Genomic DNA, 23,430 nt, shown 5'->3' on the forward strand with positions numbered 1-23,430 from the left:
TCGTAAAATGTCTTGGCGTGGGCTTAGGAAGCAGTCTTTCTTCGCTGATATTTCGCGATCAGCTCCAGCTGCTTGCGGACCGGGACATAAATCGCCAAAGCAAAGGCAAAGTGAACGAGGAGATTCGGCAGCATATGATGCAGCAGCGACCAGTTGTAAGAGGTCGGATTAAGCCGGAATACCTTGTAGATACCAAACAGCGTGCTATCGAACAGCAGGCTTCCCAAGATGACGATCGTCATCATCATCGGCAGCGGAGCACGCGGCGCCTTGAACACAAGTCCCAGCAAATATGCGGATATGCCCATAGCAAAAGAATAAGTGCCGATCATTTCGCCGTAGTATACGATGTCATGAAGCATACCGAATATAAGTCCGAGCACAAGGCCGGTATGGCGGTGATAATAGATCGAGACGAAAAATATGGCGACCAGAACAAAATTAGGATAGATCTGCAGCTGCAGCGAGCTCGGCGTTAACCAGAAGAACACCGTGCCTTGCAGGATGAACAAAACGAACAACAGGAGAATGAGAATCTGCTTGCGCGCCATCATTTCGGCTCCTCTGGGGTAACCACGATAATGACATATCTCCAGTCCTCGAATTTGGCGGCAGGCGTAATCGTTGCGGTTCTGCTCTGCCCGAATTGGCTGATCTGGACGCTATCTACGGTTCCAATGATCAGGCCCGGCGGAATGACGCCGCCCGCGCCGGACGAAATAATCTTGTCTCCTTCCGCAATCGGATCATCCTCCGCAACCCGTGTCATGAGCAGCGTGTTGGTCTTCTCGTCGTAAGTTTCTACGATGCCGAAGGTTTTGTCCTCCTTGCCGATCGCCGTAACCGAGATCGGCTGCGGATTCGGGTCCTGGGCATCCATCGTTGTCAGCAGCTTCACCGTGGAGGTGAAATTGCTCACGTTGCTTACGATGCCCACCATGCCGTCAACCGTAGTGACCGACATGTTCGGCCGGATGCCGTCGCGCTCGCCCAAATTGACGACAAGCGTCCGGTTGTTCGGATCCGAATTGACAGCGATCACCTCTGCCGTACGGTAATCATATTTATCCCGGTTTTTCTGGTTTTGCGTAAATCGGAGATTATCCCGAAGCCTCTCGTACTTCGCTTTTATCGTATTGTAATTCGCACTCTCTCGCGAATACTGCGCAACCGCCCTACGAAGCTCTTCATTCTCCTCATAGACCGCCTTCATATTCCGCACGTCTTCAAAGAAACCCGCTATATAGGCAGCGGGCTTGTAAAATACGCTTTGCACAAAACCGACCGTATCTTTAACGAATTTCTCAGGCCAAGATAAAGAAGCTCTCGGACCGAGCGTAAATCCCATGATCGCGATAAACGCCACGAGCCCGATAAGCATGATGAACAAGCGCTTGTTGCCTAGCAGCTTAAACAGTTGCAACACCCTCTAACCTTACTGTTTTTCTCTCCCAACATTAGGGGTTTACACGCATCTTGGGTCTACCGTTTGGAACGGACGGCAGAGCTGCTCCGGGATTTGAACAGGTGGATGTTTTCGAGCGCCTTGCCCGTACCGATCGCCACGCAGTCCAGCGGATTCTCGGCAACGATCACCGGCATGCCGGTCTCTTCGGCAAGCAGCTTGTCCAGGTTGCGCAGCAGCGCGCCGCCGCCGGTCAGGACGATACCGCGGTCCATAATATCCGCAGCAAGCTCCGGAGGACATTTCTCCAGCGTAACCTTCACCGCATCCACGATGGCGTTGATCGTGTCAGCCAGCGCTTCGCTAATCTCATCGGACGTAATCGTAATGGTCTTCGGCAGACCGGTTACGAGGTCGCGCCCGCGGATTTCCATCGTTTCCACCGTTTCAAGCGGCATGGCGGAGCCGACTTCCATCTTCAACAGCTCGGCGGTGCGCTCACCGATCATCAGATTATATTGTCGTTTGATATAGGAAATAATAGAATCATCCATCTCATCGCCGGCAACGCGAACCGAACGGCTCGTTACGATGCCGCCGAGCGAGATAACCGCAACCTCGGTGGTGCCGCCTCCGATATCGACTACCATGCTGCCGGTCGGCTCCCATACAGGCAGGTCCGCGCCGATCGCGGCCGCGAACGGCTCCTCAATGATATACGCCTCGCGTGCGCCGGCTTGCTTGGTTGCATCCTCTACCGCACGCTGTTCAACCGCCGTAATGCCCGAAGGAACACAGACCATCACATTCGGATGGCGCGGGAAAACGGAGCGCTGCTTCTGCGCTTGGCGAATAAAATACTTAATCATCGTTGCCGTCGTATCAAAATCTGCAATGACGCCGTCCTTCATCGGACGGATGGCACGGATGTTGCCCGGCGTACGTCCGATCATTTTCTTTGCGGACTCGCCGACCGCCTCAATCGTCTTTGTATCCGTACGCAGTGCAACCACAGACGGCTCCCTCACGACAATTCCTTTACCGCGGACATAGACCAGCGTATTCGCCGTCCCCAAATCGATTCCCAAATCTTTTGTAAAACCACCCAACATGATGTATCTCCCTTTCTTCCTCAATCTGAACTATTATATTACATCAAGCCCCGTTCCTTCAAACTTACGAACGATCCGTCCCCGATAATCAGATGATCCAGCACGTCGATCCCGACAATCTGTCCCGCCTCCACCAGACGGGAGGTAAGGGAAATGTCTTCCGGGCTGGGCGTCGGATCTCCGCTTGGATGGTTGTGCGCGCATACCAGCGACGCACTGCTGCATTTGATAGCCGCTCTGAACACCTCGCGGGGATGAACGATGGAAGCGTTGAGGCTCCCCATCGATAACGTTTCCTGGGCAATGACGTGATTCTTCGTATTTAAAAACAAGCAGACAAAATGCTCTTTCTGCAAATATCGCATCTGTTCACTGAGCAGCTCCGCTGCATCATGCGGATTGCGTATAATGACAGGCTCCACATGCCTGGATGCCGCCAATCGCCGTCCAAGCTCTATGCCAGCCTTCAGCTGAACGGCCTTGGCGGTTCCAATTCCTTTAATTTGCGTAAGTTCTTCGATGCTGAGGTCCACGAGCTGCCGGATTCCTCCGGCTTCCTTAAGCAGCCGCTGCGCTATATGTACGGCAGATTCCTGGCGGGTTCCTGTTCGAAGCAATATCGCCAGCAATTCCGCATGGCTCAGTGCGCTCGCCCCATAATGCATCATGCGTTCTCTTGGTCGTTCGTCATGGGGGATGTCGCGCAGCAATAATGTTGGCGACTCCATAGATTCCCCTACTTTCTAAGAATAAAATCAATCGGTTTCAGCTTGCCCCGGGTGCTCCCAAGGACAGCGAACCGATCAGCCTTTATATCTACGATTCGGTTAGTACATCCATCCCCATCTCAGACAGCATGTCCGACAGCAGAGAAAGCGGAAGGCCGACGACATTAAAATAGTCGCCCTCAATACCTTCGATAAGCGTTGCTCCAAGGCCCTGAATCGCATACGCACCGGCCTTGTCCATCGGTTCGCCGCTCCTTACATAAGCTTCAACCGCATCCGGACTCAAGCGTTTCATGCTCACTTTGGTTTCGCGGTGAGACACCTTGATCGCGCCCGATGCCAGATCGATGCATGCAACTCCCGTAAATACCCGGTGAGCGCGTCCCTGAAGCATGGTCAGCATTCGCACCGCATCGTCATGATCCACCGGTTTCCCCAGCACGAGATCCTCCAGTACAACAACCGTGTCGCTTCCGACGATAATCCCGCCGCCCTGGTCCGTATTCAGCTTGCGGCGAACCGCCTCCGCCTTACGGAGAGCCAGCGATTCTACAATCCGGTCCGGAGACCATTCTGCAGGCGTATCCTCATCCGCTTCACTCGGCACGATTTCGAATGGAATTCGAAGGGAGGCGATCAGCTCCTGACGCCGAGGAGAGGTCGAAGCCAGTATTATACGGCGATTTCTCTTCTCTTTCAAGGGGGATAGTCTCCTTTGTCATGTCTTAGAGCCTGCGGTATAGCCAGATCGCTGCAATGATGCCCAGCAGACTAAGCAGGCTGAAATGAAGTTCAAGGTTAATGTCGTAAATGATGATGTCAAGGTCGGCTGAAGGGGACCACTTGATGGGCGTAGACGCCGTTAGAAACGACACCGCCTTAACCGGCTCAAGCGCCTTCGCGATCCATGTGCCGGCAAGCCACCCTAACAGCAAAAATAAGATGAGCATTCCTTTATTTTTCTTCATGCATCCTCTTCCCTCGCCATTTTTTGACACCCTAATTATTATACGGTGAATCGATAAGCAATACAAACAGAAATCCGGCAGGGGGAACTATTTCCAATTCCTTGCCGGATTTTACGATGATTTGAAATTATAGGCCGTCCAGGAGCTTCTTCTGGCCCATGATATAGTTCATCATGCCTGTTTGAATCTCCCACAAATGCCCCTTGGATTGATTTTTGATATATTCGGAGAGCGCCATAACCGATCCATTCATGGATTGTTCCATCATTGGGAGCACGGCCAGAGACTCCGGTCCCAGTCCTTCAGACAGCTGCTTGACCGATTGGATCCACTGCTGATGGAGGTTTGTCACGCTCTTCATCGCTTCCGCAGCTGCCGGCCCTCCCCCCTCCTGTTGGCCCAATAGAGAAGCAGACAGCGCACTCAGCTCGGAGACCAGCTGGCCGCTGACCGTAAAATAGTCCGTAAGCGTCTTCGCTTCACCGGAATACACCCGGGGCTCGGCCTGCGGCAAGGAAATTTCCCGCACGTACAGCTCGACCCCTTCGGCCTTGAGCTGATTGCTCAGCAGCTTGGCCTGTTCCCGATCCGGCGATATGCCCGCATAGACCCGATTTTCCTCATTCGGATCCCCTCCGGCCGCGATTCCTGCCGCCAGCAGCTCGCTCTTCGCCTGCTCCACGCGCTCGGGCGTGCTGAAAACACCGTACTGCAGCATATAGAAGGTCGATCCCGGAATTTGCACGGCCGTGGCAGGCTGTTGTCCGGAAGGTGCCGGTGTCTCCGTGCTTTCACCCGTTCCCGTTCCCGCTTCGTTTTCAATCACCGTCTCACTGCCCGTCCCTGGCGCCGATATATCCCCATTGTTATTGCTGCCGGCGCCGCCGTTAAACATCGTCAGAACCATGTACCCGAACATTAACCCGGTGATGACCGCTGCACTGACCGCAGCCGCCATCTTCCAGAAGGACGTCGGCCGCTTCGTCCGGTAATAGCTGTAATCATCTCCCTGTGTTCCCTCATAGAAAACCCCGTCCTGTTGTCCGCTTTCCCATGGATCTTGCTGCGGAGGTACTGCTGAGAATTTTCCCGTACGGGAGTGGGAGTCAATCGCGCCGCCATCCCATACCTCAGGAAGATCCTGATATGGATCCGGGTGCTCCGGATTGCCATTGCCCGCCAACTGCTCATTGGCAGCCTGAAGCCGTCTTCTCTCCTCGGCCAGCCGTCCTCTTCGCGAGGAGTCCCGGCTGCTGCGCAGCCTCCGATCATCCAACGCATCCGGCTGATCCGTCTTTGCCTCGGGATGAACAACGCGCAGATGCTCTGGTTTGGGATCGGCCGATGAAGCCGAATGGTCGATGAAGCCGTTTGAATTCCAGCTTCCGGGTGCTCCATCATCCTCCATCCCCAGCCTCTCGAAATCCCAATCGCTGGGCGTATTCCAGTTTGAAACCCCCAGTTCATTCGTGCCGGGCTCTTCCTGCATGCCCCTGCCGTTCCGATGATTCGGTTTGGGAGGGTCATGGTCAAAACGGATGGTCATCCGCGCTTTGTTCATATTCACACACCTCACTTGTCCTCTCTATACCTAGCTATATGATAGGGCTTGGCAAGTTATGTGCGGCGGAGAAAAGAACAAATAAGGGCCCGTTTCACCGTGTTCGTGTCCGAACAAAGGAAAACGGGCCCTGACGCGTCAGGATCCGGTGAGCTATGCTCTGAAGTGCATAAGCTCGCGCCTGACGGCATGGTGTAATCGTAATCTTACTTGCCTTTTATGGATTCCGCGAGTGCCGCTCCAACCTTCCAGATGTCGCCGGCCCCCATCGTGAGGACAAGGTCTCCGTCCTTGACCCGGTCCTTCAAGTCGCTCAGGACATCTTCCTTCGTCGGCAAATAGCGCGCGCCCGGATTGCTGTTCTGCACGATCAATTCGACCAGCTTTGCCGAGCTGATGCCCTCGATTTGCTTCTCGCCGGCCGGGGAATAAATGTCCGTAATGATCACCTCATCCGCGTCACCGAAGGCTCGGCTGAACGCATCCAGGAGGAAGAAGGTTCTTGAATACCGCTGCGGCTGGAAGACGGCAATAATTCGCTTGCCCGTCGCTTTGGCGGCGCTGATGGTCGCTTCAATCTCCGTCGGATGGTGCGCGTAATCGTCGATCACCAGGATGCCGTTCGATTCCCCGAGCACCTGGAACCGGCGCTTCGCCCCGTTGAACTTCACGATCGCTCTTGCGATCGCTTCGAATGAAATGCCGGCTTTCAGGCAGCTGATAACCGTTGCCATCGCATTATAAACATTATGCTTGCCGGGCACGGACAATTCGACCGTTCCCAGCTCCTGTCCACGGTGAAGCATCTTGAAGCTGACATGACGATCGCCCAGCACAAGCTGGGTCGCCGTATAATCGGCATCCGAATGAATGCCGTACGTCGTCACGTTGCAGCGCAGCTCCGGTAGAATGGCCTGGATATTCGCGTCGTCCGCACATACGACCGCCGTGCCGTCCTCTTTGATCTGGCTGAGGAACTGCACATAGGCCGCTTTCAGACGATTGAAGTCGCCATCGTAGTTTTCAAGATGATCGGCTTCGATGTTGAGCACGACGCCAAGCCATGGATGATATTGCAGGAATGAGCCGTCGCTCTCGTCCGCTTCCGCTACGACATGCTCGCCTTCGCCGGCTTTGGCATTCGTGCCGACGTTCATGATTTCGCCGCCGATGATGAATGTCGGATCCGCTCCGCACTCTTCCATGACGAGGGCGATCATCGATGAAGTGGTCGTTTTGCCGTGCGCCCCCGCAACGGCCACACCCTTGCGTTCATTCAGCAGGCGGGCCAGCATCTGGGCGCGGTGAAGAACAGGAATATTGAGCTTCTCCGCCTCGACTCGCTCCACATTATCCTTGGACAATGCGGTCGAGTAGACGACGAGATCTGCTCCCTTCACCTGCTCCGCCGTATGTCCGATATATATTTTGGCGCCTTTGGCCGCCAGCTTTTCTGTCAATTCCTGAGATGCCACGTCAGAACCCGTGACTTTATAACCCATCTCCAGCATAACTCGTGCAATGGCGCTCATCCCATAGCCGCCAATTCCGATGAAATGAACATGTTCTGATGTATTCAACAGATATCACCAACCTTTTTCAGAATCGGAAAGGCCCAGGAGGCTGGAACGCACGTCGGCAATCAGGTACAACGTGCCCGACACCACCCCAAGATCCTCCGCTTCCGTCCGTGACTTCAACTCTTCAAGTGCGTTTTTCCAATTTGGTTCTATGATGATTTGCAGTGTACGTTTCGCATATTGCTCCCTCACCTGCTCTACGATGTCCCCTAACGCCTTGGCGTCCAATTTCTTCCGGAAATCCGGTTCGGTCAGGATAAGCGTATCCACTATTGGCAGTATATGCTGCAAATACGAATCATGATGCTTATTCGCCAGCATTCCCATCATCAAGTTCAGCTTCCGGTATTTATAGATCTGCGGCAGGCTTTTGGCCAGCGCCTCCGCCCCTTCCGGATTATGCGCCCCGTCGAGAACGATCCGCGGCGAGCTCTGCACAAGCTCCAGTCTTCCCGCCCAGAATGTCTCCTTAAAGCCTTGGCGCAGATCATCATCCTCCACGATAAAAGCCATGTACTGGCGAAGGACTTCCAAAGTCATCATCGACAGCGCGGCATTCGCGCATTGATGCTCTCCCTGCATGGATATATTGATATCCATGCTCCGGAACGGTCCTTGGAAATGGAAAGTCTGGCCTTCTTCATCGCTGCGAAGGCGTTCATAGGTGAATTGCTCACCGGCCAGATACAGCGTCGTCCGGTTCCGCTCCACCGTCTCCTTCAGAATCGCTATGGCCTCCGGCTGCGTGACGGTGCTTACCACCGGCACGCCGGGCTTAATAATGCCGGCCTTTTCCCTTGCGATCTCCTCAATGGTGTCCCCCAGAACGTCGGTGTGATCCATCCCGATATTCGTGATCACCGATACGATCGGATGCACGATGTTGGTCACATCGAGGCGGCCACCCAGCCCGGTCTCCCATACCACGACGTCGGGATAGCTCACCTCGGCGTAATACAGGATGGCCAGTGCCGTAGACACCTCGAACATGGTCGGTGAACCAAGGCCTGATTGCGCGATTTCCTCAACGAGCGGCTGCAAGCGGTTAGCAAGCGCAAGCAGCGTCTCCTCGGGAATGTCTTCGCCGTTATATTGGAACCGGTTTGTAAACTTCGTGATATAAGGGGACGTATACGTTCCGACGGAGAATCCGCCTTGGAGCAGCGTCTTCGTCAGAAACGCACAGGTCGACCCCTTGCCGTTCGTCCCGGCCACATGGATAAATTTCAAGCGGCGCTCGGGATGGCCAAGCCGCTGCATCAGCTGCTGGATCCGTTCCATGCCCGGACGAATCCCGAATGCCACTAACCCGTTGATCCAATCTACCGCTTCCTCATACGTTTGGAATGGAGCTGCAACGGCAGCTCCCGAATGATCCCCCATCGATTTCACCTTCTGGTCCAGATTCATAAGCTGTTTAGCCTCTCAATTCTTCAATACGCGCGATGACCTTGCTGCGTTTATCCGAATAATCTGCCAGCTTCGCGCGTTCTTCTTCAATGACTTTTTCAGGCGCCTTGGATACGAAGCCGGGGTTGTTCAGCTTCTTCTCCACCCGTTCGACCTCGCTGTTCAGATGCTGAATCTCCTTCTCCAGACGGGCGATCTCCTGCGCAATATCGATCAATCCCGCCAGCGGCAGGAATAATTCAACACCGGTAACAACCGCAGTCATGGCCTTCTCCGGCGTTGCCAGCCCGAGCGAGGACTGGTATTCCGACGTATTGCAGAATCGGCGGATATAATCGGCGTTGCGGTCGATAATGCCCGCGATCTGCTCGTTCACCGGCTTGAGCAGGAGCTCGACCTTTTTGCTCATCGGCACATTCACTTCGGCCCGGATGTTGCGGACCGCACGAATGACATCCATCAGCAGGTTCATTTCCGCAACCGACTCCGGATTCTCGAACGCCGGATCATAGACCGGCCAGGAAGCCAGCATCACGGTCTCGCCCTCATGCGGCAGATGCTGCCAGATTTCCTCCGAGATGAACGGCATGAACGGATGAATCAGGCGCATCGTGCGATCCAGCACGTAAGCAAGCACCGATTGCGTCTTTTTCTTGGCTGCCTGATCCTCGCCATAGAGGGACAGCTTCGCAAATTCAATATACCAATCGCACAGATCATCCCAGATGAAATTGTAGAGCAGTCGACCGGTTTCGCCAAATTCGTAGGCATCAATTAGACGCGTAATATCGCGGGAAGTTTCGTTGAGTCGATGCAGAATCCAGCGATCGGCGGTGCCGAGCTCCCCGGAAATATCAATATCGGCGGCGGTGAAGCCCTCCAGATTCATGAGCGCAAAGCGGGATGCGTTCCAAATTTTGTTGGCGAAGTTCCGTGCCTGCTCGACGCGCTCCCAGCGGAACCGCAGATCCTGCCCCGGTGTGCTGCCTGTCGAAATCATGTAACGCATCGCATCTGCGCCGTACTTCTCGATGACCTCAAGCGGATCGATGCCGTTGCCCAGCGATTTCGACATTTTGCGGCCTTCGCTGTCACGAACCAAGCCGTGGATCAACGTATCCTTAAACGGCATTTGCCCCGTAAATTCAAGCCCTTGGAAAATCATCCGCGATACCCAGAACGGAATGATGTCATATCCGGTTACGAGTACGCTGGTCGGATAGTAGCGCTTCAGGTCCTCGCTGTCCTCGTTCGGCCAGCCCATCGTCGAGAACGGCCATAATGCCGAGCTGAACCACGTATCCAGCACGTCCTCATCCTGTCTCAGATCATCCTTGCCGAGCTTCGCGCGCGCTTCTTCCTCGTTCATTGCGACAACGACTTCGCCGGTGGATTCGGAATACCAGGCCGGAATCCGATGCCCCCACCACAATTGCCGGGAAATGCACCAGTCGCGGACGTTCTCCATCCAGTGCAGATAGGTGCGCTCGAACCGTTCAGGAACGAAGTTTACCCCATTGCCGGACTTCTGTGCCTCGATTGCCGCTTCGGCAAGCGGCTGCATTTTAACAAACCATTGCGTTGACAAATAAGGCTCTACCACCGCACCGCTTCGCTCGCTGTGTCCAACCTGGTGAACATGGTCTTCGATCCGGATAAGAACGCCGGACTCCTTGAGATCATTGACGATTTGCTTACGGCATTCACTGCGGTCCAGACCTTCATACCGGCCGGCAAACTCGTTCATCGTTCCCGACTCGTCCATCACCGTAATTTGAGGCAAATTATGCCGCAGTCCCATCTCAAAATCGTTCGGATCATGCGCCGGCGTAATTTTCACGGCGCCGCTGCCGAATTCCTTCTCCACATACTCATCGGCAATGACCGGAATTTCACGCCCCACGATCGGCAGAACCAAAGTTTTGCCAATCATATCCTTATAGCGCTCATCCTCCGGATGAACGGCGACAGCCGTATCGCCGAGCATCGTCTCCGGACGGGTCGTCGCGACCGTGATGGAGCCGCTGCCGTCTTTGAGCGGATATTCCAGATGATACAGATGCCCGTTCACTTCTTTATATTCTACTTCAATATCGGACAGAGCGGTCCGGGCAGCCGGGTCCCAATTGATGATCCGCTTGCCGCGGTAAATCAGCCCTTTTTCATAAAGCTTGACGAACACCTGGCGAACCGCGTCCGACAGCCCTTCGTCCATCGTAAAGCGTTCCCTGGAGTAATCGAGGGACAGACCGATCTTCGACCATTGATCGCGAATGGTGCCGGCGTACAGCTCCTTCCACTCCCATACCTTCTCGAGGAATTTCTCGCGGCCGAGATCGTAGCGGGTAACGCCTTCCTCACGGAGCTTCTGCTCTACCTTTGCCTGCGTAGCAATTCCCGCATGGTCGGAGCCGGGGAGCCACAACGCATCGTAGCCCTGCATGCGTTTGAAGCGGATCAGGATATCTTGCAGCGTGAAATCAAGAGCATGGCCGATATGAAGCATTCCCGTCACGTTCGGAGGCGGGATTACGATCGTATAGGGCTTCGCGTCCGGACGCTTGCCCGCTTCGAAATAGCCGCCTTCCTTCCAATAAGGGTACCATTTTTGCTCCGCAGCCTTCGGGTCATACGTCGTCGGCATTTGCGTCTGAGATTGCGTTTGCTTTTCTTCCATATTTTCGTACCTCCGTCACTGTTAATCAGTTTTGCCATCCCAAAATGTTTTAGCCGCCCAAGCAGGGCGTTAATATCACATCGGCGGCGTGAAAACAAAAAAAGCCCTTCGTCCTCAAAGGACGAAAGACTGTTCTCTCGCGGTACCACCTTTGTTTCGCGCTTAGCAGCCGTCAGGAACTCCGTTCCTTACCGTGCTGTATCATTGAAGAGCTTGAAGCGCGACACTTTACGCAGATAACGGCTGCAGCCGGCGGGCTCTGACCGGCTTAGCATCATGGATGCTCCGGTTCAAGCACGCAACTCCCGGGCGACATTGGGCAAGCTGGTTCCTGCGGAATTTCACAGCGCCTATTACAGCAATTCCGCTCTCTGAAGGCCATATCTTCCTACTCTTCCCGTTCAACGTTGTTCACTTTAGAAATACCTGTACATATTCTATTCAAATATAACGCGGTTGTGCAATATAGTCAATATATCGAGTATTTCCGGCATTTTGCTGCTCCATACCTGCTTGCGCTCGGAAATGGCCGAAATAAAAAAAGAGCGTTCCCTTGCAAATGCCATGCAAGGGAACGCTCTGATGCAGCGCAGGCTTTGTCCTGCGATCGGGTTTTTGCAGATTTACTGAGGAATGTAAAGGACTTGCCCTTCCTCCACATTCTGCTCGGACATCCGATTGTACAGCAAGAGCTCGCGCGGCGAAAGCTGATACCTCTCCGCAATAATATCCAGCGTCTCTTCCCGCTGAACGATGCACATCCGCACCTTCCGGAACGGCGTTTCCTCCCTACGGTTGCCCAGGAACAAGCTCTTCCATTCGACATCCTCGGTTGAGGCGGGCTCCGCCAATTCCTCGGCCTTCTCTTCCTCATCCAGGGCGGCAATCTCCTGGTCCTGCACAAGCCGGCTGGAATGCAGCAGTGAAGAAAATCCTACGCCTGAAGAAGCTGCAGCATCGCTGCCCTTCGTCGAAAATGCGACCTTCAGCTCCGGCTTGCCCGGATCGGACGGCTCCTCGGCCTTCAGGACAACTTCCGCCTCCTCTGCCGCGCTGTCAGCAGGCTCCGGCGCTTCGTACGTTTCCTGAACCCCTGCATCAACAGCTTGCAGGTCCGGCACAGCCTCCACGCCGTCCCCCTTGCGGTCGACTACGCCCGGAAACGCCGATGCCACTTCCTCTGCTTGCGGTTCAGGAGCAGGCTCTGGCTCCGCCTTGCGTTCAAATTGCCATACACTTGGAACCGAAGGCTCCGCTTCCTGGGCGGCAGGCTCCGGATCATTATGTAAGGCGTATTCTACCGTATCACGCGCATCGGCATCATCAGCTGCTGCCGCCATGCGGGTGTCCGAAGCCGGCTCTTCTTCGCGGCGGATTTGATTCTCGTACTGGGCCCATGATGCCAAATACTGCTGCGTCCGCTCCTCCTGCTCCTGGATGCTGGCCCGGAAGTTGACAAAAGGCGCTGTTTCGCTTGGATGCGAGGCAGCAGCATCATTGCTCCCGGAAGGCTCCTCATTGGCTTGGAACGGCTCGTACCCCGCCTCTGCCGCCGGTTCTCCAGCCGTTTGCGTGCCGGACGGCTCGGGAGCATGTACCACCGTGAATTCCTCATTCGCCCAAGCCTGATCCCGGACTCCCGGGGCCGCTGCCTGAATGCCTCTGAGCGACAGAACGCCGGTGATGTTAAGACTACGCCTCGATAACAGATCAATATCGAAGTTTTCGATCTCGACTGCAATGTCATCCAGCGACGATACCCGGTTCATCGGGACGGTGATTTCGACCGGAATCCAGTGCTCCAGCGGCTCCGATTCTCCGGTCTCGGTATCGCCTTTATACACGCCCGCCAGAAGCAGATGCCCCCGGAGCGTAGCCTGATCCTGCTGACTGATGACTTGAATATGCGGGATCAGTTCCGCTTCCTCTAATTCTTCGATTCCCGGCAGCTCTTCCGCCAAATTAATACGCTCATAAATATCAAACCGCAATCCGTAGGACTGGTCAAACACGGGAATGTCCTCCTTTCGGCATATACTATCCGTGATCTGTCGTTCACGGCATGAGCCATTTTTTTGCCACTCAACTTATTTATATGCGGGAAAAAGGAGTGCATGACTTTTTTACGGATTGGGGCTGAATCCTGGTGCTGGATCCGACCGGCAGGCAGCCTTATCGGCAGCGCCCTCAAGGGTTGTCGACAGGTCTGCTTGGCCGCTAGAGCAACAGCTTTGTATACATGCCTTCATGCTCGATTCACTCGTGCGCGAATTGTCTCCGAAGCGCTGTTAAATCCTCCGGCCACGGCGCATGGATCTCCAGCTCTTCGCCGGTGAAGGGATGGGAAAAATGCAGTCTTTCCCCGTGAAGCGCCTGTCTGCCAAGGCGGATGGCGCGGCCCCCGTACATCGTATCCCCGAGCAGCGGATGCCCCATATGGCTCAAGTGAACCCGGATTTGATGCGTCCGCCCGGTTTCAAGGCTTACATGCAGCAAGCTCGTGCTCGGGTAGATCTCCGATGAAATAATATGGGTAATGGCCGGCTGTCCGGTCAGCGAAACCCGGCGGCGGCCCGAATGATGGCGATCCTTCCCGATCGGCAGGTCGATGGTTTTCAAGTCATCCCCTACCCGGCCTTGAACGATGGCGGCATAGATGCGGACGATCTCCTTCTTCCGCATCGCTTCATCCAGCTTGAGCTGGGCGTATTCATTCTTGGCGTACAAAACCGGCCCCGTCGTATCCTTATCCAGCCTGTGGATATGCCGGACGGCCGCGCGGATTCCAGCCGTTTCATAATAAGCCGCAACCGCGTGATTGAGCGTGATCTCCCGGCTGGCAGGGTCTGCGGGATGAACGGACATCCCCGCAGGCTTGTTCACGACGAGGCAAAATTCATCCTCGTACAGCACGTCAAGCTCATGCCACCTCGGCTCGATCCCATATTCCCGGTAAGGAAAAAGGACCAGCGACAGCCGGTCCCCTCTCCATCGTATTCCCTGTTCCTGACGGAGCTTGCGATATAGCTTCTCGGGCATCCCCACGGTATCCAGCAGCCACCGGCCGGCGGCTTCCTCCCGGTCCGCTTGTCCGGTCAGTGCTTTGCCCGGCGTCATTTCAAGCCATTCGCCCCGCCGGACCCAGCTTCCCTGATAGCTCATAAGCTCTTGAAGGCGTTATAGTTCGCCTCGATCGTTGCGTCGATATCCTCCGTCGTGTGCGCCGCGGATATGAACATGCCCTCGAACTGGGACGGCGGCACGCTGACGCCCTCCTGCACCATCGCGGCAAAATAACGGTTGAACCGCGCCAAATCGCTTGTTTTGGCGGTGTCGAAGTTAACGACCGGCACATCGGTAAAGAACGGGCAGACCATGGAGCTGATCCGGTTAATCGTGAGCGGAATGCCGAATTCCTTTGCATTCCGTTCAAAGCCGGCCTGCAGGCGTGCACCGCGCTCCTCCAGCTGATCATAGACCGCAGGCGTGAGCAGCTTCAGTGTCGTATAGCCTGCCGCCATCGCCAGCGGATTTCCACTGAGCGTTCCCGCCTGATAGATCGGACCCGCCGGTGCAATTTGCTCCATCAGCTCCCGCTTGCCGCCATAAGCGCCAACCGGCAGGCCGCCGCCGATCACTTTGCCGAGGCAGGTCAAATCCGGCGTAACGCCATAACGACCCTGCGCACAGTTCAGGCCGACACGGAATCCGGTCATGACTTCGTCGAAAATAAGCAGGCTGCCATAATCGGCCGTCACCTTGCGGAGGCCCGCAAGGAAACCTTCCTGCGGCGGCACGACGCCCATATTGCCGGCAACCGGCTCTACAATGACGGCGGCAATCTCTTCGCCGAACCGTTCAAAGGCAAGCTGAACGGATTCCAAATCATTATACGGCACCGCAATGGTATTGGAAGCTACGCTTTCCGGAACGCCCGGGCTGTCAGGCAGGCCGAGCGTGGCGATACCTGAACCGGCTTTGATAAGAAGGCTGTCCGCATGACCGTGATAGGAGCCTTCGAATTTGATGATCTTACTGCGGCCGGTAACGCCTCTGGCAAGACGGATCGCGCTCATCGTCGCTTCCGTGCCGGAGTTCACCATGCGCACCACCTCGATGGACGGCACGCGCTCACAGACCAGCTTGGCCATCTCCGTCTCCAGAAGCGTCGGAGCACCGAAGCTGGTCCCTTTCTTCGCAGTCTCTTGGAGAGCTTCGACCACTTCCGGATGCGCATGTCCCATAATCAGCGGGCCCCAGGATCCGACATAATCGATAAAGCTGTTGCCATCGATATCATAAACGCGGCTTCCTTCCCCGCGCTCGATATAGATCGGCGTCAGTCCCACCGACTTGAACGCGCGGACAGGGCTGTTGACACCGCCGGGAATATACTTCTTGGCTTCCTCAAAGGCAGAGCGCGACAATTCTTCTTTTCTCAAACCTTGGCTCATATTAGCAACTCCTAACTGTATAATCGTATCGTTACGGGTTAGCGCATCCAGCGTGCCGCATCCTTGGAGAAATACGTAATGATAATATCGGCGCCGGCGCGTTTCATTCCGGTCAGCAGCTCCATAACGATCGCCTTCTCACTGATCCAGCCTTGCTGGGCGGCGGCTTTGATCATCGAATATTCCCCGCTGACATTATAAGCCACGATCGGCAAGTCGAACTGATCTCGCAGCAATCTTACAACGTCAAGATAGGCCATCGCCGGCTTCACCATCAGCATGTCCGCACCTTCCAGCACGTCGGATTCCGCCTCGCGCAGCGCTTCCCTCACGTTCGCCGGGTCCATCTGGTACGTTTTCCGGTCGCCGAACTGCGGCGCGGAGTCGGCCGCCTCCCGGAACGGGCCGTAGAACGCCGACGCATATTTAACAGAATACGACATGATCGGCACGTTCTGGAAACCGGCATCGTCAAGACCCGAACGGATAGCCTGTACGAAACCGTCCATCATGTTGGACGGCGCGATAATATCCGCGCCCGCCTTGGCTTGGGATACGGCGGTACGGACGAGCAGCTCCAGGGATTCGTCGTTCAGGACGTCGCCGCACACATGGCCGTCACGCTCATACGTATGGACCATGCCGCAGTGCCCGTGATCCGTAAATTCGCACAGGCAGGTATCCGCAATGACGAGAAGATCCGGGTACCACGATTTAATAAGCCGGGTTGCTTCCTGAACGATTCCGTCGTCGGCAAACCCCGAGGTGCCGATACTGTCCTTCGTCTCCGGTATCCCGAACAGCAGCACAGCAGGAATGCCCAGCTGAACGATCTCATCCACTTCGTCCTTCAACGTATCGAGCGAAAAATGAAAGACGCCAGGCATCGACGAAATTTCGGATTTCACGCCGCTGCCGTAGGTAACGAAGATCGGCTGCACCAAATCCTCGGGATGCAGCACGGTCTCGCGGACCATGCTGCGGATGCCGGCATTTTGACGCAGCCGGCGGTGGCGTACGATTGGAAAACTCATAGCTGTGACAACCTTTCTTTTTTAGAGGTTGTTCAAAAAGTCGTCTTTGAAAACCCGACTTTTTGAACTCGCAATTTTAGGAGATTACAAGCGATATATGGAAATTAAACGAATGAATGATAGCCCTATCGCGTGCGAGGATCGTCTTCCTGCTGATTCCAGCTGCAGAGAGCCTCCACCAGACTGTCGATGGTTGCCTCCTCCGCCATCATCGTAACGTCCAGTCCGGCCTCGGCCGCGGTTTGGGCCGTGAGGGGACCGATGCAAGCGATAGCTGAGCCTTTCAGCAGCTCAACAGGGTTCTCGGCCCCCATCCGCTCAAGCACCTTCAGCAGGTTCGTAACGGTTGAGGAGCTCGTAAACGTAACGGCATGAATTCCGCCTTCGGCAAACAGCTTCATCAGCTCCTCGTCATCCTCCCCGCACAATACGTTCTCGTACATGGTTGCTTCCGTAACGGACAGCCCCATTTCGGTCAGTTTCTCTGGCAGCCATGAACGGCCCAGATTCCCTCGGGGAAGCAGTACGTTCTGGCCGGCAGCAAGCTCGGGGCCATAGGCATCGATCAAGCCTTCAGCCTGAAACCGCTCCTTCAGCACCTCAGGCGCTATGCCGTAATCGCGAAGCGCTTCGGCCGTAGCCGGGCCGACTGCAACGATCCGTGCACCGGCTAGCGAGCGGATGTCCCGCCCGTACTCTTTTAAATGACGGAAGAAGAATTCCACCCCGTTGGTGCTCGTGAAGAAGACCCAATCATAGATCGGAAGCTTGTCCAGCGCGGACCGCAGGCCGGCAACAGCCTCATCCGATGTCGGCGAGATCGTTTCGATGACGGGAAATTCATAGGGTTCTCCGCCAAGGTCCTCGATTTTCGATACAAGCGAGCTGGCCTGGCTCCGGGTTCTCGTTACGAGAATTCGCTTGCCGAATAAGGGCAGCTTCTCGGCCCACTTCAGCCGCTCCCGCTGCAGGACGACATCCCCAACGACAATAACGGCAGGCGGCTGGAAGTCGGCCGCTTGGACCTTCTCCTCAATGTCGGCCAGCGTGCCGGTCAGCGTATCCTGCTCGGCGCGGGTTCCCCATCTTACCAGAGCTACGGGGGTTGCCGGAGACCGGCCATGCTTGATCAATTGACGGCTGATGTAGCCGATCTTTGCCACTCCCATCATGAAGATCAACGTCCCGGTTGCGTTGGTCACTTTATCCCATTGAATCATTCGATCGAGCTTCTCCGGACTCTCATGACCGGTCACGATGGACAAGGAAGAGGCATGCTCGCGATGGGTGACCGGTATGCCCGCGTAGGCCGGCACGCTGATCGCCGACGTGATTCCCGGCACGATCTCATATGAAATGCCGTTTTGCCTAAGCAGCTCCGCTTCCTCCCCGACCCTCCCGAATATGGTCGGGTCGCCGCCTTTCAAACGAACGACCACCTTGCCTTCCAGCGCCAAATCAACGAGCAGCTGGTTGATCTCCTCCTGCTTCATCGTATGCCGGTCGGGCAGCTTGCCGACGTACACCTTCTCGACGCCCGGCTTTGCCCACTTAAGCAGCCTTGGGCTCGCAAGCCGGTCATATACAATGGCATCGGCTTTCTCTATACATTCCTTGCCTTTAATTGTAATCAGGCGCGCGTCGCCAGGACCCGCTCCTACGAGATAAACCTTACCTGCCATCCCCTCATCCCCTAACTTGTGCCAGAATCTTCTCTGCTCCCTTAGCCTTCAGCTTCTCGGCCACTTCGATTCCGAGCGATTCAGGATCGGTTCCCTCGGCGGTTTCTTTAAGGATGATTTCGCCGTCCGGGGAACCTACCATACCTGTTAATTGTATAATGTTTTGAGCTCCGCGGGAATCTCCCGAATCCTCCTTGATGACAGCATACGCTCCGATCGGTACTTGGCAGCCCCCGTTCAGCTCGCTCAGGAACCTGCGTTCTGCCGATACGGTCCGTGCTGTCACCTCATCGTTGTAGAGGGATAGCAGATGCAGAAGCTCCGCATCGTTCTCGCGGCATTCGATTCCGAGCGCGCCTTGTCCCACGGCCGGCAAGCTGATATCGATTGGCAGATAGGACGTGATCCGATCCTCCCAGCCCATCCGCTGAAGACCTGCCGTTGCGAGAATAATAGCCTGGAATTCCCCGCTCTCCAGCTTCCGGATCCGGGAGTCGATATTGCCGCGGATCCAGTCAATCTTCAGATCCGGCCGGTACGCCTTCAGCTGGCTGGAGCGGCGCAGACTGCTTGTCCCCACCTTCGCCCCTTGCGGAAGATCATCCAATGTCGAGCCTTCCATGGAAATGAGGCAGTCGCGGGGATCCTTCCGCTTAGGAACGGCACCGGACACCAGGCCTTCCGGAAGAACGGACGGCATATCCTTCATGCTGTGCACCGCCATATCGATTTCCCCGTCCAGCATGGCTTGCTCGATTTCCTTTACGAACAGTCCTTTCCCGCCAACTTTGGACAGGGTGACATCGACAATGCGATCGCCTTTCGTGACGATTTTCTTGACGGTAAACTCGTACTCTAATCCATGTTCCTTCGCTAACCGCTTCAAATCATCGATAACTTGTCCTGTTTGTGTAAGTGCAAGAGCACTCTGCCTGCTGCCAACCACGATCGTGCGCATATTCATTCCTCCTGATTGTTCTCAATCCATAGCTTGATTTTATCCGTATTCCAGGACGCATAACCTTCGCGGCGAATATCGCCGAGAATATCCAATCGGTATAATCGGTCCAACAGCCGTTTGCGCGCCTCAGCGGATGCCGCTTGTGCCTTAATCGCCGAGCGCATGCTGTATAATATATCGAGATATTCCTCGTATTCCTGGCCGAACTGCTCTTCGAGCTGCTGCCGAATTCGCACGGCCGCAGCGGGCCCTGCCCCGGACGTAGCTACCGCTAAGGTCAATCTTCCCCGGCGCATGACCGCCGGGCTGATGAACGAGCCCGCCTCTCCGTCGCTGGCCACGTTCACCCATATTCCAAGCCGGTCGGCCTCCAGTGCGATCGTTTTATTCAGCGTATCATCGTCCGTTGCGGCGTAAACCAGGAAAGCTCCTTGCAGGTCCCCCGGCTCATAGACCCTGCTGGTCCATTGCACGGCTCCTTCATCTGCCAGCCTGCGAAGCAGGCCGCTCTTTAATTCGGGGCTTACAATATGTACGCTTGCTCCGGCATCCAGAAGCGCCGCGGCCTTCCGTTCAGCCACGGCACCGCCGCCGACCAGCAAGCATAATCGCCCGTCGCATTTCAGCATCACGGGCACATACTTAGAATCATTCATCATCCGTCACACTCCTGACCAGCTGTGAAATCCGGACCACGTATTCAGATAAAAGTTCAATATAATGAATCCGTACCCGATCAGCGCCCAAACCGCGGCCTCCATGCCGGAGCGTTTCAGCAGGCTGCGTTTCAGGAAATAAACAATATACATGCTGAGCGCAAGGAGCGTAGACAGCACCTTAATATCCAGGAGCAGCTGCCATCGCCCTGCCATGGCAACCGACATGATTGCCACGATCAAGGACAGCACCAAAATCGCCGTTCCCGTCATCAACGCTTTATAAGCGTAAATGTCCAGCTTCTCCAAACTGGGCAATCTTCGTACCGTATCATTCCAGTGTTTATGCTTAAGCTTTCGGTGCAGAAACATATAGATTGCGGCAAAAACAGCCCCTACCGTCAGTGCGGCAAAGCTTATGCTCGCCAGCGCGATGTGAATCAGCAGGAGCCGATGCTCGGTCTCCCAGCTGTATAGGGCGTTATCTCCTCCGGCTTTGAACCAAAGCTGGTTGACCAGCATGACGCAGAAGCCGACAAGGTTGATCAGCAGCACCGCATACTCGGATCGCTTTAAATACGTTAGTGCCATCGATGTTATCGTGATGCAGAACGTAAGGAGGAGCAAGAAATCAAACAACGTAAACACGGGGAGATGAAAATGCCCGCCCTCCATCGCTCTGATCCCGATTCCCCCAAGCTGAAGCAGCGCCGTTATGCCAAGAAGCCCTGTGCCTATCCGCTTCGCCACCGAATTGCGCGATACGCAATCCGAGATAAAAAACAGAAGGCTCAGGGCATAGATACAAATGCCGGTATTATAAATAAGGTTTAGCAGCATGGAATGAATTCACCCGCCTCATAGGGTGGCTGGGGCAAGAGATACCTTTATGGGCTTCTCCTCTGCCTGCCGATCGGCAGCGCTCGATATCGCTTCAGCTTTGGTTGCTGCTTTGTCCTTGGTGTGGCTGCGGGTCCCCTGCTCTTTTTCATGAATCAGGCTTTCCAGCGCGAAAATTTGAGTGAAATAGTCGAGCGCTTCATTGCCGTGCTTACCGCCGGTCATTTCTTTAATCCGATTGATCGGGTCATGCATCATTTGGTTAACGATGCTCTTCGTCAATCGGCGAATAACCTTGCGCTGACGTTCGTCCAATTCCGGAAGCTTATTAAATAAGCTTTCAAGCGTCTCTTCGTGGATGGTATTGGATTTCTCCTGCAGAGCGCGAATCGCCGGTCTGACGCCAAGCGTCTTCAGCCAAGTGTGGAATGCGTCCATCTCCGCCTGAATCATAACCTCGATCTTAGCGGCCTCGACGCGGCGCATTTCCATATTCGTCTCAACAATACCTTCCAAATCATCAATGTCATACAAAAATACATTCGACAGCTCGCCGACAGCCGGATCGATATCCCGCGGAACGGCAATATCAATCATGAACAGCGGCCGCGACTGGCGCTTCTTCATGCTCTCCCTTACCCGGTCGGCATTCAGCACGTATTCATTCGAGCCCGTCGAGCTGATAATGATGTCTACGTCATAAAGAAGCCCCATGCCTTCTTCCATCGTGCAGGGCGTGCCCTTGAACTTGCTCGCAAGCTCCTGGGCGCGGCCCAGCGTCCGGTTAGCCACAATTACCTCTGCGGCGCCGTTGGCATAAAGATGCTTGACGGTAAGCTCGCTCATCTTGCCTGCGCCGAGAATCATAACCTTCTTATCGTTGAACGTGCCGAAAATCCGTTTGCCAAGCTCTACCGCCGCATAGCTGACCGACACGGCGCTCTCGCCGATCGAGGTTTCCGAGTGGGCGCGTTTTCCGAGCGTTACCGCCTGCTTGAACAGCATATTGAACCAGGTTCCGGTAGCATGATGCTGCTGGGATGTTAAAAAGGCATTGCGAACCTGTCCCAGGATCTGCGTCTCTCCGATCACCATGGAATCCAGGCCGCAGGTGACCTTGAACAGATGGGAAATGGCCTGTTCATCTTCATATATATATAGATGCTGTGTAAATTCCTCACGGTTAATGCCGAACCACTGCTCCATAAAACTGCGGATAAAGTAGCCGCACATATGAAGGCGATCTACCACAACATAAATCTCAGTACGGTTGCAGGTAGCGACAATGACGCCCTCCAATACGCTCTTGGTTGATTTCAGCTCCCGCAGCGCCTCCGGCAATTCAGCTTCCGAAAACGTAAAGCGTTCCCTGACCTCCACGGGCGCCGTGCGATAATTCAACCCAACAACGACGATGTGCATTGCATGTTCACCTGCCTATTTCTCCGATAGTATGACCGCGATCAAGCGGTCTGCCCTGACCTTGTTCATTATATCACAGTCAGCCAAATCCCCTTGTCTATTTTATGAAATGTTTATGAAATCCCCATGTTTCGTTATATTCTGTTCATGGGGACTCCCCCTCATTTCCTGTTTACCGACACCTTACTATTGTGGATATTCAGCACTGGAGATATACGTATGATTTTCCTTGAAAAGGTCGTCTCAAAATAAATAACCATGGAGGACTCCATGGTTATAGGTATACACAATTTGTAGTTGGCCTGTTAAACGAGTTCGGCCAGTTTCATCTCGGGCGTCTCGACCTTCATTTCTCCAAGTCCGCGCACGAGTTTCTTAGCATAGCATTTTTCAGGTTTCAGTACGGATACCAGGTAGTCAATAGCCAATTGCGGATCTACCGTCTCCCCGCAGGTGTAACAGTCAATCGCAGCAAAACCTCTCTCAGGGTATGTGTGAATCGAGAGATGGCTTTCCGACAGCAATACAAGCACCGTAGCTCCTTGTGGCTCGAACTGCTTGGATTGGACGGACAATACCGTTGCTCCACATGCTTCAGCGGCTTCGACCATCTGAGCTTGTAAAAATTCTGCACTGTTCAATAGTTCAAAATCGACTCCCCAAGTATCAACAGCAACGTGTCTTCCGAAAGTTGAGTATTCCATCTTCCGGTTTCCCCCTTCCTAGGAATAAAATGTTTGAAAATTTCATCCGCTAGGACCTACGTCATTCACTTCCCGAGGGAATAATCTCTCGCAACATTACATGTCCTGAGTGAATCCTGGTTCCTATATTCTTTTCAACGAGATTAAAAATAACATCTATGACAGCGAAATGCAACACCTTTTTCAAAAATAACCTAATAAATAATTTTACAGCTCAATATATGTGCCAAATTCCG

The 23,430-nt window shown here is 54.7% G+C and carries 20 protein-coding genes; all 20 read right to left on the minus strand.

Annotation, left to right across the window (positions count from 1 at the left end):
* Positions 1-23: 23 nt before the first annotated feature.
* Positions 24-554 carry a rod shape-determining protein MreD gene (mreD, locus tag J2Z18_RS18310; RefSeq protein WP_007130725.1) on the minus strand — a complete coding sequence of 177 codons (531 nt, stop codon included), beginning with the start codon at positions 552-554 and terminating at the stop codon, positions 24-26.
* Positions 551-1,426 carry a rod shape-determining protein MreC gene (mreC, locus tag J2Z18_RS18315; protein WP_007130726.1) on the minus strand — a complete coding sequence of 292 codons (876 nt, stop codon included), beginning with the start codon at positions 1,424-1,426 and terminating at the stop codon, positions 551-553. Before mreC ends, mreD begins: the two co-directional genes overlap by 4 nt.
* 56 nt (positions 1,427-1,482) lie before the next feature.
* Positions 1,483-2,517, minus strand: a complete 1,035-nt coding sequence (locus tag J2Z18_RS18320; protein ID WP_007130727.1) for a rod shape-determining protein — start codon at positions 2,515-2,517, stop codon at positions 1,483-1,485.
* Between the two features lie 38 nt (positions 2,518-2,555).
* Entirely contained in the window at positions 2,556-3,245 is a 690-nt protein-coding gene (gene radC / locus J2Z18_RS18325; RefSeq protein ID WP_007130728.1) for a RadC family protein, read from the minus strand.
* An 88-nt stretch (positions 3,246-3,333) separates the two neighbouring features.
* Positions 3,334-3,945: a Maf family protein gene (locus J2Z18_RS18330; protein ID WP_210095143.1), complete on the minus strand. Its 612-nt coding sequence runs from the start codon at positions 3,943-3,945 to the stop codon at positions 3,334-3,336.
* A gap of 25 nt (positions 3,946-3,970) precedes the next feature.
* Positions 3,971-4,213, minus strand: coding sequence for a DUF4321 domain-containing protein (locus J2Z18_RS18335; RefSeq protein ID WP_007130730.1), 243 nt, complete (start codon positions 4,211-4,213; stop codon positions 3,971-3,973).
* 127 nt (positions 4,214-4,340) lie between these two features.
* Positions 4,341-5,774 carry an SPOR domain-containing protein gene (locus tag J2Z18_RS18340; protein ID WP_028406581.1) on the minus strand — a complete coding sequence of 478 codons (1,434 nt, stop codon included), beginning with the start codon at positions 5,772-5,774 and terminating at the stop codon, positions 4,341-4,343.
* A 206-nt stretch (positions 5,775-5,980) separates the two neighbouring features.
* A complete protein-coding gene (gene murC / locus J2Z18_RS18345) occupies positions 5,981-7,354 on the minus strand; it encodes a UDP-N-acetylmuramate--L-alanine ligase (protein WP_028406582.1) in 1,374 nt (457 codons plus the stop codon).
* Between the two features lie 6 nt (positions 7,355-7,360).
* Complete coding sequence (locus J2Z18_RS18350; protein ID WP_245256068.1) at positions 7,361-8,764, minus strand: bifunctional folylpolyglutamate synthase/dihydrofolate synthase; 1,404 nt, start codon at positions 8,762-8,764, stop codon at positions 7,361-7,363.
* 7 nt (positions 8,765-8,771) lie between these two features.
* Positions 8,772-11,441, minus strand: a complete 2,670-nt coding sequence (locus tag J2Z18_RS18355) for a valine--tRNA ligase (RefSeq protein WP_007130734.1) — start codon at positions 11,439-11,441, stop codon at positions 8,772-8,774.
* 623 nt (positions 11,442-12,064) lie between these two features.
* Positions 12,065-13,453 carry a LysM peptidoglycan-binding domain-containing protein gene (locus tag J2Z18_RS18360; protein ID WP_007130735.1) on the minus strand — a complete coding sequence of 463 codons (1,389 nt, stop codon included), beginning with the start codon at positions 13,451-13,453 and terminating at the stop codon, positions 12,065-12,067.
* Positions 13,454-13,697: 244 nt separating this feature from the next.
* Positions 13,698-14,603, minus strand: coding sequence for an RluA family pseudouridine synthase (locus J2Z18_RS18365; RefSeq protein WP_007130736.1), 906 nt, complete (start codon positions 14,601-14,603; stop codon positions 13,698-13,700).
* Positions 14,600-15,895: a glutamate-1-semialdehyde 2,1-aminomutase gene (gene hemL, locus J2Z18_RS18370; RefSeq protein ID WP_007130737.1), complete on the minus strand. Its 1,296-nt coding sequence runs from the start codon at positions 15,893-15,895 to the stop codon at positions 14,600-14,602. Before hemL ends, J2Z18_RS18365 begins: the two co-directional genes overlap by 4 nt.
* Before the next feature lie 38 nt (positions 15,896-15,933).
* On the minus strand, positions 15,934-16,929 hold the full coding sequence (gene hemB / locus J2Z18_RS18375) for a porphobilinogen synthase (RefSeq protein ID WP_007130738.1): 996 nt from the start codon (positions 16,927-16,929) through the stop codon (positions 15,934-15,936).
* A 125-nt stretch (positions 16,930-17,054) separates the two neighbouring features.
* On the minus strand, positions 17,055-18,611 hold the full coding sequence (gene cobA, locus J2Z18_RS18380; RefSeq protein WP_007130739.1) for a uroporphyrinogen-III C-methyltransferase: 1,557 nt from the start codon (positions 18,609-18,611) through the stop codon (positions 17,055-17,057).
* A 4-nt stretch (positions 18,612-18,615) separates the two neighbouring features.
* Entirely contained in the window at positions 18,616-19,569 is a 954-nt protein-coding gene (hemC, locus tag J2Z18_RS18385; RefSeq protein ID WP_007130740.1) for a hydroxymethylbilane synthase, read from the minus strand.
* A 2-nt stretch (positions 19,570-19,571) separates the two neighbouring features.
* A complete protein-coding gene (locus J2Z18_RS18390; protein WP_007130741.1) occupies positions 19,572-20,231 on the minus strand; it encodes a precorrin-2 dehydrogenase/sirohydrochlorin ferrochelatase family protein in 660 nt (219 codons plus the stop codon).
* 3 nt (positions 20,232-20,234) lie between these two features.
* Positions 20,235-21,068, minus strand: coding sequence for a cytochrome c biogenesis protein CcsA (gene ccsA / locus J2Z18_RS18395; RefSeq protein WP_007130742.1), 834 nt, complete (start codon positions 21,066-21,068; stop codon positions 20,235-20,237).
* An 18-nt stretch (positions 21,069-21,086) separates the two neighbouring features.
* A complete protein-coding gene (gene hemA, locus J2Z18_RS18400; RefSeq protein WP_007130743.1) occupies positions 21,087-22,490 on the minus strand; it encodes a glutamyl-tRNA reductase in 1,404 nt (467 codons plus the stop codon).
* A 305-nt stretch (positions 22,491-22,795) separates the two neighbouring features.
* Complete coding sequence (gene speD, locus J2Z18_RS18405) at positions 22,796-23,194, minus strand: adenosylmethionine decarboxylase (protein WP_007130744.1); 399 nt, start codon at positions 23,192-23,194, stop codon at positions 22,796-22,798.
* Between the last annotated feature and the right edge of the window lie 236 nt (positions 23,195-23,430).

This window comes from Paenibacillus lactis (assembly GCF_017873605.1).
GTDB classification, from domain to species: Bacteria; Bacillota; Bacilli; order Paenibacillales; family Paenibacillaceae; genus Paenibacillus_AQ; species Paenibacillus_AQ lactis.

Bases quoted from the DNA above. Each gene is read 5' to 3' on its own strand.
- mreD (WP_007130725.1), bottom strand. From the start codon at position 554: ATGATGGCGCGCAAGCAGATTCTCATTCTCCTGTTGTTCGTTTTGTTC.
- J2Z18_RS18320 (WP_007130727.1), bottom strand. From the start codon at position 2,517: ATGTTGGGTGGTTTTACAAAAGATTTGGGAATCGATTTGGGGACGGCG.
- radC (WP_007130728.1), bottom strand. From the start codon at position 3,245: ATGGAGTCGCCAACATTATTGCTGCGCGACATCCCCCATGACGAACGA.
- J2Z18_RS18335 (WP_007130730.1), bottom strand. From the start codon at position 4,213: ATGAAGAAAAATAAAGGAATGCTCATCTTATTTTTGCTGTTAGGGTGG.
- J2Z18_RS18340 (WP_028406581.1), bottom strand. From the start codon at position 5,774: ATGAACAAAGCGCGGATGACCATCCGTTTTGACCATGACCCTCCCAAA.
- J2Z18_RS18350 (WP_245256068.1), bottom strand. From the start codon at position 8,764: ATGAATCTGGACCAGAAGGTGAAATCGATGGGGGATCATTCGGGAGCT.
- J2Z18_RS18355 (WP_007130734.1), bottom strand. From the start codon at position 11,441: ATGGAAGAAAAGCAAACGCAATCTCAGACGCAAATGCCGACGACGTAT.
- J2Z18_RS18365 (WP_007130736.1), bottom strand. From the start codon at position 14,603: ATGAGCTATCAGGGAAGCTGGGTCCGGCGGGGCGAATGGCTTGAAATG.
- hemL (WP_007130737.1), bottom strand. From the start codon at position 15,895: ATGAGCCAAGGTTTGAGAAAAGAAGAATTGTCGCGCTCTGCCTTTGAG.
- hemB (WP_007130738.1), bottom strand. From the start codon at position 16,929: ATGAGTTTTCCAATCGTACGCCACCGCCGGCTGCGTCAAAATGCCGGC.
- cobA (WP_007130739.1), bottom strand. From the start codon at position 18,611: ATGGCAGGTAAGGTTTATCTCGTAGGAGCGGGTCCTGGCGACGCGCGC.
- hemC (WP_007130740.1), bottom strand. From the start codon at position 19,569: ATGCGCACGATCGTGGTTGGCAGCAGGCAGAGTGCTCTTGCACTTACA.
- J2Z18_RS18390 (WP_007130741.1), bottom strand. From the start codon at position 20,231: ATGATGAATGATTCTAAGTATGTGCCCGTGATGCTGAAATGCGACGGG.
- ccsA (WP_007130742.1), bottom strand. From the start codon at position 21,068: ATGCTGCTAAACCTTATTTATAATACCGGCATTTGTATCTATGCCCTG.
- hemA (WP_007130743.1), bottom strand. From the start codon at position 22,490: ATGCACATCGTCGTTGTTGGGTTGAATTATCGCACGGCGCCCGTGGAG.
- speD (WP_007130744.1), bottom strand. From the start codon at position 23,194: ATGGAATACTCAACTTTCGGAAGACACGTTGCTGTTGATACTTGGGGA.